Origin of the sequence: Planomicrobium sp. CPCC 101079 (assembly GCF_007859275.1) — a bacterium.
Taxonomy (GTDB): Bacteria; Bacillota; Bacilli; order Bacillales_A; family Planococcaceae; genus Planococcus.
The window spans coordinates 1-12101 of the sequence record NZ_VOHC01000014.1; the positions used below are offsets into that span (position 1 = coordinate 1).

The 12101-nt window shown below is 41.3% G+C and carries 8 protein-coding genes, 17 tRNA genes and 2 rRNA genes; 26 read left to right on the forward strand and 1 reads right to left on the reverse strand.

The annotated features are described in order from the left end of the window. From FQV28_RS07415 to FQV28_RS07525, 23 genes are all read left to right on the forward strand, one after another. A 23S ribosomal RNA gene (locus FQV28_RS07415) occupies positions 1-85 on the forward strand; the annotation flags it as partial. 126 nt (positions 86-211) lie between these two features. Next, a 5S ribosomal RNA gene (rrf, locus tag FQV28_RS07420) occupies positions 212-327 on the forward strand. Positions 328-340: 13 nt separating this feature from the next. After that, positions 341-415, forward strand: a tRNA-Asn gene (locus tag FQV28_RS07425). Positions 416-421: 6 nt separating this feature from the next. After that, positions 422-511, forward strand: a tRNA-Ser gene (locus tag FQV28_RS07430). Between the two features lie 25 nt (positions 512-536). Further along, positions 537-611, forward strand: a tRNA-Glu gene (locus FQV28_RS07435). A 19-nt stretch (positions 612-630) separates the two neighbouring features. After that, positions 631-706 (forward strand) — tRNA-Val (locus FQV28_RS07440). A gap of 209 nt (positions 707-915) precedes the next feature. Next, a tRNA-Met gene (locus FQV28_RS07445) sits at positions 916-992 on the forward strand. 3 nt (positions 993-995) lie between these two features. After that, positions 996-1071 (forward strand) — tRNA-Asp (locus FQV28_RS07450). Positions 1072-1087: 16 nt separating this feature from the next. Then, positions 1088-1163, forward strand: a tRNA-Phe gene (locus tag FQV28_RS07455). Between the two features lie 17 nt (positions 1164-1180). After that, a tRNA-Thr gene (locus FQV28_RS07460) sits at positions 1181-1256 on the forward strand. Between the two features lie 7 nt (positions 1257-1263). After that, a tRNA-Tyr gene (locus FQV28_RS07465) sits at positions 1264-1347 on the forward strand. Positions 1348-1354: 7 nt separating this feature from the next. Continuing rightward, a tRNA-Trp gene (locus FQV28_RS07470) sits at positions 1355-1428 on the forward strand. Positions 1429-1446: 18 nt separating this feature from the next. Beyond that, positions 1447-1522 (forward strand) — tRNA-His (locus tag FQV28_RS07475). Between the two features lie 43 nt (positions 1523-1565). Then, a tRNA-His gene (locus FQV28_RS07480) sits at positions 1566-1641 on the forward strand. 9 nt (positions 1642-1650) lie between these two features. After that, a tRNA-Gln gene (locus FQV28_RS07485) sits at positions 1651-1722 on the forward strand. A gap of 5 nt (positions 1723-1727) precedes the next feature. Next, positions 1728-1802, forward strand: a tRNA-Gly gene (locus FQV28_RS07490). Between the two features lie 6 nt (positions 1803-1808). Continuing rightward, positions 1809-1882, forward strand: a tRNA-Cys gene (locus tag FQV28_RS07495). A 10-nt stretch (positions 1883-1892) separates the two neighbouring features. Beyond that, positions 1893-1976, forward strand: a tRNA-Leu gene (locus FQV28_RS07500). 159 nt (positions 1977-2135) lie between these two features. Next, the gene (locus FQV28_RS07505; protein ID WP_146495150.1) at positions 2136-3380 is read left to right on the forward strand and encodes a metal-dependent hydrolase family protein; all 1245 of its coding nucleotides are present in this window, start codon (positions 2136-2138) and stop codon (positions 3378-3380) included. Between the two features lie 197 nt (positions 3381-3577). Next, entirely contained in the window at positions 3578-4195 is a 618-nt protein-coding gene (locus FQV28_RS07510; protein WP_146495152.1) for a DUF47 domain-containing protein, read from the forward strand. A 14-nt stretch (positions 4196-4209) separates the two neighbouring features. Next, a complete protein-coding gene (locus FQV28_RS07515) occupies positions 4210-5208 on the forward strand; it encodes an inorganic phosphate transporter (protein ID WP_146495154.1) in 999 nt (332 codons plus the stop codon). 117 nt (positions 5209-5325) lie between these two features. Then, a tRNA-Leu gene (locus tag FQV28_RS07520) sits at positions 5326-5407 on the forward strand. Positions 5408-5848: 441 nt separating this feature from the next. After that, positions 5849-6376, forward strand: a complete 528-nt coding sequence (locus FQV28_RS07525; RefSeq protein ID WP_146495156.1) for a DUF6241 domain-containing protein — start codon at positions 5849-5851, stop codon at positions 6374-6376. 128 nt (positions 6377-6504) lie between these two features. Here FQV28_RS07525 and FQV28_RS07530 read toward each other — a convergent pair whose 3' ends face one another. Beyond that, the gene (locus FQV28_RS07530; RefSeq protein ID WP_186763812.1) at positions 6505-6867 is read right to left on the reverse strand and encodes a cupin domain-containing protein; all 363 of its coding nucleotides are present in this window, start codon (positions 6865-6867) and stop codon (positions 6505-6507) included. Positions 6868-7256: 389 nt separating this feature from the next. Between FQV28_RS07530 and FQV28_RS07535 the strand changes: the two genes are divergently transcribed. The 3 genes from FQV28_RS07535 to FQV28_RS07545 all read left to right on the forward strand — a co-directional run bounded on the left by FQV28_RS07535 (position 7257) and on the right by FQV28_RS07545 (position 12038). Next, positions 7257-8819 (forward strand): response regulator transcription factor, encoded by a 1563-nt coding sequence (locus tag FQV28_RS07535; RefSeq protein WP_146495160.1) that lies wholly within the window; start codon positions 7257-7259, stop codon positions 8817-8819. Between the two features lie 28 nt (positions 8820-8847). Beyond that, complete coding sequence (locus tag FQV28_RS07540) at positions 8848-10569, forward strand: sensor histidine kinase (RefSeq protein ID WP_370455121.1); 1722 nt, start codon at positions 8848-8850, stop codon at positions 10567-10569. A gap of 170 nt (positions 10570-10739) precedes the next feature. Continuing rightward, the gene (locus tag FQV28_RS07545) at positions 10740-12038 is read left to right on the forward strand and encodes an ABC transporter substrate-binding protein (protein ID WP_146495163.1); all 1299 of its coding nucleotides are present in this window, start codon (positions 10740-10742) and stop codon (positions 12036-12038) included. The last annotated feature ends 63 nt before the right edge of the window (positions 12039-12101 follow it).

Genomic DNA, 12101 nt, shown 5'->3' on the forward strand with positions numbered 1-12101 from the left:
AAAGACGATGAGGTAGATAGGTTCGGGGTGGACGCGTGGCGACACGTGCAGCTGACGAATACTAATCGATCGAGGACTTAACCAACTACGTGTTTCAGCGTTTCAACCGTCGTGTATCCAGTTTTGAAAGAACAAAATAAAAGTTTTTTAAAAAAAGCTTGTAATACCTAGTAGAATTGGTATAATAAATCTTGTCTTTCAAAATAGTTGGTCTGGTAATGATGGCAAAGAGGCCACACCCGTTCCCATCCCGAACACGGAAGTTAAGCTCTTTTGCGCCGATGGTAGTTGGGGGTCTCCCCCTGTGAGAGTAGGACGTTGCCAGGCTGATCAATATTATTCCGAAGTAGCTCAGTGGTAGAGCACCGCACTGTTAATGCGATGGTCGTAGGTTCGAATCCTACCTTCGGAGCCATTTTTTGGAGAGCTGTCCGAGTGGCCGAAGGAGCATGATTGGAAATCATGTAGGCGGGCAACCGTCTCAAGGGTTCGAATCCCTTGCTCTCCGCCAGAATATAACTCTCTACTTACATACTGGCCCCTTGGTCAAGCGGTTAAGACACCGCCCTTTCACGGCGGTAACACGGGTTCGAATCCCGTAGGGGTCACCATTTATTCATTTTAATAGTTGGAGGATTAGCTCAGCTGGGAGAGCATCTGCCTTACAAGCAGAGGGTCGGCGGTTCGATCCCGTCATCCTCCACCATTTTCGTTCAATACATAATCATTTTAACGAAAAAGAAAAACTTGCTCGACAAAGAGAGCAAAAAAGAAGTAAAGTACTATTAATAGTATTGTCGTAGGGTGGAGCAACGAACAGCGAAAGCTGTGAGTTACATCGATGCAGGCGCAGCCGAAGCAGATGTCCATTGCGAAACAAGCGCAAGAGAAACAAACTATCATTAATATTATTGTCGCGGGGTGGAGCAGTTCGGTAGCTCGTTGGGCTCATAACCCAAAGGTCGCAGGTTCAAATCCTGCCCCCGCAACCAAATGGTCCCGTGGTGTAGCGGTTAACATGCCTGCCTGTCACGCAGGAGATCGCCGGTTCGATCCCGGTCGGGACCGCCATTTTTTCTAAAAATATGGGTCAGTAGCTCAGTTGGTAGAGCATTAGATTGAAGCTCTAAGTGTCGGCGGTTCGATTCCGTCCTGACCCACCATATTTTTTATTCTCCATGCCGGAGTAGCTCAACTGGTAGAGCAACTGACTTGTAATCAGTAGGTTGAGGGTTCAAGTCCTTTCTCCGGCACCATGTTTTCGGTGGGGTAGCGAAGTGGCTAAACGCGGCGGACTGTAAATCCGCTCCTTCGGGTTCGGCAGTTCGAATCTGCCCCCCACCACCAGTTTTATAGGGGCATAGTTTAACGGTAGAACAGAGGTCTCCAAAACCTCCGATGTGGGTTCGATTCCTACTGCCCCTGCCAATTTTTATTTATATGATGGCGGTCGTGGCGAAGTGGTTAACGCACCGGATTGTGATTCCGGCACTCGGGGGTTCAATTCCCCTCGTCCGCCCCATGTTTTTAATTTCATTAAATAAACTTATAAAAATAATAAAGTGGCGGTCGTGGCGAAGTGGTTAACGCACCGGATTGTGATTCCGGCATTCGGGGGTTCAATTCCCCTCGTCCGCCCCATCTTATTATTGGGGTATAGCCAAGCGGTAAGGCAACGGGTTTTGATCCCGTCATGCCCTGGTTCGAATCCAGGTACCCCAGCTTTTGCGGAAGTAGTTCAGTGGTAGAACGCCACCTTGCCAAGGTGGAGGTCGCGGGTTCGACCCCCGTCTTCCGCTCCAAATTTTGGCGGCATAGCCAAGTGGTAAGGCATGGGTCTGCAACACCCTTATCACCGGTTCGAGTCCGGTTGCCGCCTCCATAATTACTTTGCCGGCGTGGCGGAATTGGCAGACGCGCGGGACTCAAAATCCCGTTCCTTCACGGGAGTGTCGGTTCGACCCCGACCGCCGGTATCTTAAAAAGGGCCTGCCTGCCCTTTAACTAAAAGCGCTAACTTTGAAGAAATTCAAGGTTAGCGCTTTTTTTTGCGTAAAGTTTGCTGGGAAAACTAGTTGATAGATGATAATGTGAAAACTGATGGAATTATTCGAAAATACGGAAGGGGATAGTGAATGATGTATCAGCTTATAAAAAATGGAACATTAATTGATGGAACTGGACAGAACGCCTTGGAGAATGCCGCCATTTTATTAAAAGGAAATCGTATTGAATCAGTCGGACCACTTGACGGTTTTGTAACTCCAGAAGGTGAATTGAGCTTAATTGATGCTCAGGGTGGTTTTATCTTGCCTGGCTTATTTGATACTCATGTTCACATGATTATGGAAATAAAGGATATTCGCGAATCTCTTACGACACCATTTGCTTTGAAGTATTTCGAAGCGATCGGCTACATGAAGCGTACAATCGATGCAGGAATCACCTCTGTAAGAGATGCAGGGTTTACGGATCTTGGAGTAAAACAAGCTGTTGAAAAGGGTCTTGTAACAGGTCCACGCATGCAGTTAAGTATAAACCCTTTGACAATCACTGGAGGACACGGTGATTCATGGATGCGCTCAGGTATTGACATTACCAGCAAAAGCTATCCAGGCATGCCCAGCGGCATTTGTGATGGGCCAGAACAGGTGCGCCAAAGAGTGAGGGAAATGCTCAGAGCTGGGGCAGATATCATAAAGGTGCATGCAACGGGCGGAGTTATGAGTCCGACTGACCATCCGGAGTTTACACAGTACTCGCAAGAAGAGTTGGAAATTATGGTGGAAGAGGCTACTTTCCGCAGAGGAATAAAGGTTATGGCTCATGCACAAGGGGCTGCAGGCATTAAAAACGCAGTTCGTGCTGGGATTCATTCGATTGAACATGGCATCTATTTAGATGAAGAAGCAATTGAATTGATGCTGAAGAATGGAACTTATTTGGTGCCCACTTTACTGGCTCCAATATCCGTAGTAGAAGCAAGCAAACTAAATGAAAATATGCCAGAATATGCAGTTCAAAAAGCACATGAAGTAGTAGAAGCGCACCGGGAGAGCATTGCAAAGGCTTATAAAGCTGGTGTGAAAATTGCGATGGGCACGGATGCAGGGGTTATGGCCCATGGCACGAATTTGCGCGAACTTGGTTTGATGTGCGACATTGGCATGTTACCAATGGAAGCGATCTTGGCGACGACCAAAGTAGCTGCAGAATGCATGGGGTGGGAGAAAGACTTAGGCACTCTAGAAGCAGGCAAACTGGCAGATGTCGTCATTACAAAGACCAATCCGTTAGAAGATATCCGTTCATTGGAAGACACCAATAATATAGCAGTTGTAATCAAGGACGGAAAGATTGAAAAGAATCTATTCAGCTAATTGCCATTGGGGAATCTATACAATCTGTAAAGCTGCTTTCAAACCCTAATGCTATATTAATAAAATTTTTTTATCGACAAATTTTTAAATGTTACGAGTTTGTAAATTTTATAATAAGCTATTGTAAAGCCCTGATCTAATAGGCTATTATTATCTAGCTTAGTGTTTATTTTATTAAAATAGCGGGGGTAAGAAAGATGGCTTTTAAAAAGCAGGATAAGTTTATAGTACAGTTGGATAATATATCAAAAAACCTTAAGGAAAGTGCTGATTACTTTGCTGATTACAAATTGAATGCAATCAGCGACTTGAAAATCTTCTCTGACACCATGAAAGACTACGAAACGAAAGGCGATTCTTTCGTTCATACCATTATCCAAGATTTGAACAATGCTTTTATTACGCCTATTGAGCGTGAAGATATATTAGCGCTTGCCATGACAATGGACGATGTGTTGGATGGCTTAGACCATACGGCTTCACTGTTTGAAATGTATTCAGTCATCAATGCAGATAAATACATGCTTGAATTTGTTGAAGCGATTCGCAATTGCACCATTGAAATGCAAGCGGCGATTGATTTACTGGCTACAAAAAAATTACCGCGCATGAGAGAACATGCTATTAAAATTAAAGATTACGAATCACAATGCGACGTTACTTTGCGCCACTCGATCAAGAACTTATTCCAAGTGGAGAAAGATCCTATCCGCATTATTCAATACAAAGAAATTTACGAAGAACTTGAAGAGATTGCAGACTCTTGCCAAAAAGTTGCAAACACATTTGAATCTATTATTATGAAAAACGCTTAAGGAGCACCTTGACGATGGATATGGTACTAATAATTACGGCATTGATTGTCATTCTAGCAATCGCGTTTGACTTTATTAATGGATTTCATGATACGGCAAACTCGATTGCCACTGCAGTTTCAACAAAAGCTTTAAAACCGCGCCATGCAATTATGTTAGCGGCAGTGATGAATTTTGTTGGAGCTATCACGTTCACAGGCGTTGCCAAAACAATTACAAAAGACATTGTCGATCCATTTACTTTACAAAATGGTTCAATCGTTATTATGGCTGCTTTACTAGCTGCTATCACATGGAATTTGCTTACTTGGTATTACGGTATTCCAAGCAGTTCATCACATGCATTGATCGGCTCAATTGCAGGTGCTGCGATTGGCGCCGCAGGATTTGGAGCATTGAATTACGGAGGATTCCTTACTATCATCCAAGCGTTGATTCTTTCTCCAATTCTTGCTTTTGTGGCTGCTTATATTGTGTATAGCATATTCAAAGTGATTTTCAGGAATAATAACTTGTCGAAAACGAACAGAAATTTCCGGTTGATTCAAATCGCAACTGCGGCTCTGCAATCATTTACACACGGTACAAACGATGCGCAAAAAGCAATGGGGATCATTACAATGGCTTTGATCGTAAACAACTACCAAACAGGCGATGATATTCAAACTTGGGTCCAAGTATCTTGTGCGTTGGCAATGGCGCTTGGAACTTCTGTAGGCGGATGGAGAATCATCAAAACTGTAGGCGGCAAGATCATGAAAATCCGCCCGGTCAATGGAGTGGCCGCTGATATTACAGGAGCTGCGGTTATCTTTGGCGCGACGTTCATCCACTTGCCTGTCAGTACGACCCATGTCATTTCTTCTTCTATCATGGGGGTAGGGGCGGCTCACCGCTTGAAAGGCGTTAAATGGGGAACAGCGCAAACAATGTTGGTTACATGGGTAATCACGCTGCCAATTTCCGGTACTTTAGCTGCTTTGTTCTACTATATTTTAAATTTCTTCTTTTAATAAGAAAAATCGGCGCTGGGATTTTCCTGGCGCTGATTTTTTTATAGGAATATAACAAAAGCCCTTGGCGTGAAGCGAAAGATGTGGTATATTTATAAGCGTTCGTTTAGCACATACGCCGGCGTGGCGGAATTGGCAGACGCGCACGACTCAAAATCGTGTTCCTTCTGGAGTGTCGGTTCGACCCCGACCGCCGGTATACTTTTACGATAGAATCAAGGTCCTGACTTAAATGTCGGGGCCTTTTTTCTTTTCCCTGAAGATAACTAAGGAAAGCTGGAATTGTCTTATTAAGATAAAAAGGTTCCTTAAATTGGATTTTATAGTATTTTAATGGAAGTCGTTTTGGTAAAATAAATACTATGTACTAAAAGGTGAAATTTGATCGAAGGAAATCAGGTGGGTAAATGGGAAAGTTATTATTGCAGCTCCATTGCCAGTACGGACAATCAAAGCTGCCCTTATTGTTTTCGTTAACATCGAAAATTCTGGTTCTCCAGCTGGGAAAGAAAAAGTAGCAGCTTAAAAAAGTGAAGGATTTCCAGATGTCAGCAGCACATGTGGAGAACCTGATGAATTTATAGCAACAAACCATTAATAGATAAAGAGCATTAAAATAAGAAGTTTAGGAAGTGAAAAGATGAAAAAGACGTTATTGGCAGGTGGAGCTATTTTAGGGATTATTGCACTGATTGGGTCTGGGGGGTATTTTTACATTCAGCAATCTTTCTCAAAATCAGCCGAAGAAGAAATAACGGCTGCTGCACAAGTCATCACTGATCGGGAAGTAGAAACGGAAGTTGAAGAAGTGAGCAAAGAATCGAATGCGGGCGGCAGCGAGGAAGATATGGATGAAAAACGGATACAAAAGTATGTGCATTTGATGACCCATCAGAAAGTGGAAGCAAAAGAGAAATGGGGAGCCGTTGAAATTACGCCTGAGAACATTGAGAATCTGTTAACCATTGTTGAGATGAATCAAGATCAATATGAGCATGCGGAATATTATAAAGAGGTTCTGACACAATGGCAAAAAGGGGATTTTTCGAATGCGGTGGAAGTCCATAATTACATCTGGCAATTGAACGGCGGAACCGTCGGCCGTGCAACTGGATTGTTGGATGAGGCAGAAGAGCAAGCATATATTAAAAAGCACTTTAAAGATTAGCTTGCTGTCGGGATCTTTTAGAAGAACAGACAAACCTGGAACATATTCCAAGAGCGGCTTTAGACTGCGATCTTAACAACGCGAAAAGGCGCTCCTGATTCAATGGGGAGCGCTTTTTTTGCTGCTGTTTAAAGGGATTGCAGGTCCGAACGGGTTCTTTCACTCCTTTGGTTGCCCGTATTGATGGTAGTCTTTGGTTCGAAAAGCAGGGCATGCACTTCTTCTTCAGCAACAGGCTTATGTTCGACGCCTTTTGGGATGATAAGAAATTCTCCTTCTTCAAGCCAAACGTCTTTGTCCCTGAATTTGATGAGCAGCTTTCCTTTTACGATCAGGAACATTTCATCTTCTTGTTCATGCTTATGCCAAATAAATTCATCTTTTAGTTTTACGAATTTCACGTGAAAGTCATTGATTTCACCTGCTATTTTTGGGCTCCAATAATCGTTGAAGAGTGAAAATTTCTCCTGGATGTTCACTTTTTCCATCATTGTTCCTCCTTTGATTCTATTTTTCATTATTTTTATTATAGACCTGTTTTTTCTTTACTAATAGCTTCAAGCAAGATTTATAGAAAGAACAGTGCTGTTACTTATCGATTGCTGAGGCGCAATGCCTTTTGGAAATCTGCCTGGCTGTATTGTTAACCTTTCCTGCCATCGTTATACTAAGAAGAAAGAAACGAAAATCAAGTTGCGCATAATTTGTTCAGGTCGCATCTGCAACAAGGTCCAGTCTGGAGAAAAGAAGCCGACTATCGCCAAAATGCTAGACTTACAAATGACTCGATAGAGCAGATAAAACAAATTTGAAAACGCTTGCATTTTGGTCAACCAGAATTTTTTGCTTTGTAAAAGATCGATTCTGAGGAGGTGCACTTATGGAAGAGACTTGCAGGGTTCTTATTGTCGATGATGAAATGTTGATCAGACAAGGGATTATCAATTACATCGATTGGGAATCTGAAGGTTTTCGAATTGTAGGAGAAGCTTCTAATGGCAAAGAAGCGATGCTTCTGATTGAACAGTTCCGTCCCCATATTGTTATCACGGATATTGTTATGCCAATTATGGACGGCATCGATTTGGTGAAAGAAGGAAAAAGAGCGTTTCCCGATATTGAGATTATTGTACTTAGCAGTTTTGAAGACTTTGATTATGTGCGTTCGACTTTTCAAAGCGGGGTTGCCGATTATATACTAAAGCCTAAATTAAACGGTCCTGAGTTAATAAGAATTTTAAACCGGGTGGCTGCTAAAATTCCAGGTTTGAAGCGTTCTGATTCTTTGCCTGAATCTAAACGGTCGACTGAAGAAATGCTGGAAAATATGTTATTAGGATATGAATCTTCTTTTGACAAGACGATCTTATCCACTATTTTTAACAAAAGCCATTTTGGATTAGTGGCTATCTATGGGAAAAGTCGAAATCCCCTTCATTTAAAAACAGCATTAAAACGTGCTAATCATGATGGGGTGGCGGTTTTCCCTATATTAACTGAAGAGAAGGACGTAACTGTTCTGATCAATTTCTCCCCCAATCAATTAGAAACCATCAAAAAGACCATGGGAATGCTTGCACAAGAAGATCTAAGTTTAACATGGATATTGAGCGAGCCGTTTGGGTCAATTGATGATATGAAAAAAGTATATGATGACAGTCTGATGAAAATGAAAAAGTATTTGTTTTATCTGGCTGATCAATCTTTATTAATTTATGATAATCTACCGCCCGAAAATAAAAAGCAAGTTCATTTTGACTTGAATCATTTTATCGAATTGTTTAAAGATCGTCTTTTTAACCCAGCTTTTGCCTATTTAACAGATTACGTGGATTATTTAGCGACGCAGTATAAAAACGATAGCTTGGAATTCAAATCTTTCTTAGGCAACGTTATTTTTAATGTGCTTGTGTTATTGGGCAATATGAAATATGAAATAGAGGATATTGAAAAGAAAAAATACAGTTATTTTTCCAATATAAACGAAGCCAATAGTGTTGAAGAAGCGCTCGCTCAATTCCATGAATTTATAGATGGCGTACAGACAATCATCTTTTCCCATAGTGCAGCAGGTGAACAGCACAACAACCTGGATAAGATGCTAAAGTATATTGAACAGCACTATACCGAACCTTTGCGTTTATCGGAAATCGCCAATCATTTTCATTTTAATCCATCTTATCTTTCTTCTTATTTCAGTACCCATCACAAAGAAGGATTTAGTGAATATTTAAACCGGGTCCGAATTAAAAAAGCAATGGAGCTGCTGGAAAATAGTTCAGTTTCCATATCTAATATTAGCGGAATGGTCGGTTATTCAGAGCATAGCTATTTCTGCAAAGTATTCAAGAAAATAACCGGGATGTCTCCAGGCAATTATCGGAAGGAGTACCGTACCCAAAATGAATACGAAGAAGCGAATAATTCAATCGTTAAAAGATAATAATCTATTTATTAAGATGTTTTTAATAATGGTGATCAGTATTGTGGCGGTATCTCTGTTAATTACTTTCAGTTCAATCCGGGTATCCAGTAATTTATTCATGGATACATTCAGCATCACCAATACGAAAGTGTTAAGCCAAATCAAAACGCGATTTGAATCCTACAGTTTTGCAATTGTAAGTGCTACGCATGAAGTCCAAAACAATGGCACCATCAAAAGGGTATTGACACAGGAAGATGAAAACTCTATTGAAACTTCGGGATCGTATCTAAACATCATCAGGCAAATGGAACGAATTTATCCGACTGTAGAGTCATACGAGGCCAACATGATTGTGCTGGGGGAGAATGAGCGTTTGTTCAATATGAATTATTCGAATTGGCCAGTGTCTTGGGGCGGCCTTAAAAATCATTCGATTACGCAGCATACCATTAGCGAACCCAGCAAATTGCAGTATCACTTCATTTCTTCTACTTCTTTTACTGACAAACCAATGATTGTTGCTACTAAAGCATTAATGGAAAGATCTTCAGGCGAAATTTATGGTGTTTTGTATTTCCCCATCCGCGAAGAGCAGTTAAAAGCGTTCTATGAAGGGTACACGAGCAAGGAAAATGAAGTGCTATTGATCAATGAAGCCGGAAAAATCGTTTCCAGCAATAAAGAAGAAATGATTGGCGTTGATGCAATTGATGTACTGAATTTAGCAAAAGAGGTTGAGGAAGAAGAACTTGAATTCAAAGACGTGAATGTCTTCGATACGGAGTATATGTTAATGTCGGAATACCTTCCGACGTATAACATGTATTTAGTGAATCTAGTGGACAAAAATGTCGTAATGGACAATTTGGTAAATACGAAAGAAATAATTATGATCAGTTTGGGCATTGTCTTGATCGCCGTACTTATTGTCTTTCTGATTTCTAGGAGGATGACCAATTCAATAAGTACTTTAGTCAAGCAAATTTCCACTATTGCAAAACATGATTTTAATAAGCCAGTTACTGAAACAGGTGGATATGAAGCTAGAAAAATAGCAAATGCTTTTAACTTCATGTTGAATGAGTTGCAGGATTATGTGGGTATTGTAGTGCAAGCCCAGCAGAAACAAAGAAATGCCGAGTTAAGCGCGTTACAGCATCAAATCAATCCGCACTTTCTATACAATACGCTAGCCTCTGTTAAATTCATGGTTCAGCAAGGCAAAAAAGAAAAAGCAACAGACATGATCCATGCGCTAATATCGCTGCTGCAAAACGCTCTAAGCAATATCGACCAGACAATCACAGTAGAACAAGAAATAAAGGAATTGAAAAATTACGTATTGATCAACCAAGCCAGATATGGCGATAGAATCAGAGTCAATTATTTTATTTCTCCAGAATGTTTGGACTATCATTTGCCGAAATTGATCCTTCAGCCGTTTATCGAGAATGCCTTTTTCCATGCCTTTAATGAGAAAAAAGAAGGGTTTATCCAAATCCTGGTCGCATTGAAAGACGGGCGCCTTGTTTGTGAGATTGTGGATAACGGCGATGGCATGGAGATGAAAGGCAATTATATGAAAGAAGATTTTAAAGAAAAACGCCACTTGTTTAGCGGAATTGGCGTCCGCAATGTACATGAGCGGATTCAGTTATTGTACGGAGAAGAATATGGAGTAGAGATGACAAGTGCAAAAGGAGAAGGCACGAGAGTAAAAGTGGAATTGCCGCCTCAAAAAGTTCAAGTTGCCTCTGGAACCTAAAGATAATACAAGAAGATAAGAATAATACAAGAGAATAGTTGAAAACTTTGAAATATCTAAAAAATTTCAAAGGAAAATCCTAAAGATTGTGCTAACAATCTTTTTTTTTTGATGGCTATACTAAGGTTAAGCGATAAATAAAGCGCTTACAAAAAAGGGGGAGCTTTTAAATGAAGAAATTTTACCTTATGTTCATGATGCTTTTGGGCATCGTTGTATTGGCTGCTTGTTCTTCAGGTGAAGAGGCAAGCGGAGGAGAAAGCAGTTCTGAAGGCTCAGCGAGTGTTGATAAAATCACAGCATGGGCTTGGGATCCAGCATTTAACATTGCTGCTCTTGAAAAAGCAAAAGAAGCTTACAATGGAGACGGCGAGTATGAAGTAGAAATTATTGAGAATGCGCAAGATGATATCATTCAAAAACTAAACACAGGGCTTAGCTCTGGTACAACAAAAGGAATGCCGAACATCGTCTTGATCGAAGACTACCGTGCACAAAGCTTCTTGCAAGCTTATCCGGATGCATTTCATCCTTTAACAGATGTCATCAAGTCGGATGACTTTGCGGATTATAAGATTGCAACAACTAGCTATGAAGGCGAACAATATGGATTGCCTTTCGATTCTGGTGTAGCCGGATTGTATGTACGCACAGATTATCTTGAAGAAGCGGGTTACACAGTGGAAGACGTAACGAATATCACATGGGATGAATATATAGAGGTTGGTAAAAAAGTGAAGGAAGCAACAGGCAAGAACATGCTGACATTGGATCCGAACGATTTGGCTCAAGTCCGCATGATGATTCAAACAAACGGTTCATGGTATGTGGATGAAGATGGATCAACTCCAAACCTTGCAGGCAACGAAACGCTTGCTAAAGGATTTGAAACCTACAAAAAAATGATGGATGAAGACATTGCAAAAATCGTTTCTGACTGGAGCCAGTTTGTCGGCGCATTCAACAGCGGCGATGTTGCAAGTGTTCCAACTGGTAACTGGATCACGCCAAGCGTCAAGCAAGCGGCAGACCAGTCAGGGAAATGGGCAGTGGTTCCGATGCCGCGATTGGATATGGACGGAGCAGTAAACGCTTCTAACTTGGGCGGCAGTTCATGGTATGTATTGAACGTAGACGGCAAAGAAGAAGCTGCAGACTTCTTGCTTAACACATTCGGTTCAAACCCTGATTTGTATCAAACACTTGTAAAAGATATCGGTGCTATCGGAACATACTCAGCAGCAGCTGAAGGAGACGCGTTTGCAGTCGAAGATGAGTTCTTTAGCGGACAGCAAATCATCACTGACTTCTCTCAATGGACAGAGGAGATTCCAGCGGTCAACTATGGTCTTCACACTTATGCAATCGAGGATATCCTGGTAACCGGAATGCAAGATTATTTGAATGGGGCAGATTTGAACCAAGTTCTTGAAAATGCCCAATCACAAGCTGAAGCACAACTCAAATAATTGACTGTAAATAAATAAAGCCTTGAGTTGCCGCCGAATACACTGGTAGAAGTGCTTTATCGC

Coding starts and splice junctions, on each gene's coding strand:
- FQV28_RS07505 (WP_146495150.1), top strand. CDS start 2,136: ATGATGTATCAGCTTATAAAAAATGGAACATTAATTGATGGAACTGGA.
- FQV28_RS07510 (WP_146495152.1), top strand. CDS start 3,578: ATGGCTTTTAAAAAGCAGGATAAGTTTATAGTACAGTTGGATAATATA.
- FQV28_RS07515 (WP_146495154.1), top strand. CDS start 4,210: ATGGATATGGTACTAATAATTACGGCATTGATTGTCATTCTAGCAATC.
- FQV28_RS07525 (WP_146495156.1), top strand. CDS start 5,849: ATGAAAAAGACGTTATTGGCAGGTGGAGCTATTTTAGGGATTATTGCA.
- FQV28_RS07530 (WP_186763812.1), bottom strand. CDS start 6,867: ATGATGGAAAAAGTGAACATCCAGGAGAAATTTTCACTCTTCAACGAT.
- FQV28_RS07535 (WP_146495160.1), top strand. CDS start 7,257: ATGGAAGAGACTTGCAGGGTTCTTATTGTCGATGATGAAATGTTGATC.
- FQV28_RS07540 (WP_370455121.1), top strand. CDS start 8,848: ATGGTGATCAGTATTGTGGCGGTATCTCTGTTAATTACTTTCAGTTCA.
- FQV28_RS07545 (WP_146495163.1), top strand. CDS start 10,740: ATGAAGAAATTTTACCTTATGTTCATGATGCTTTTGGGCATCGTTGTA.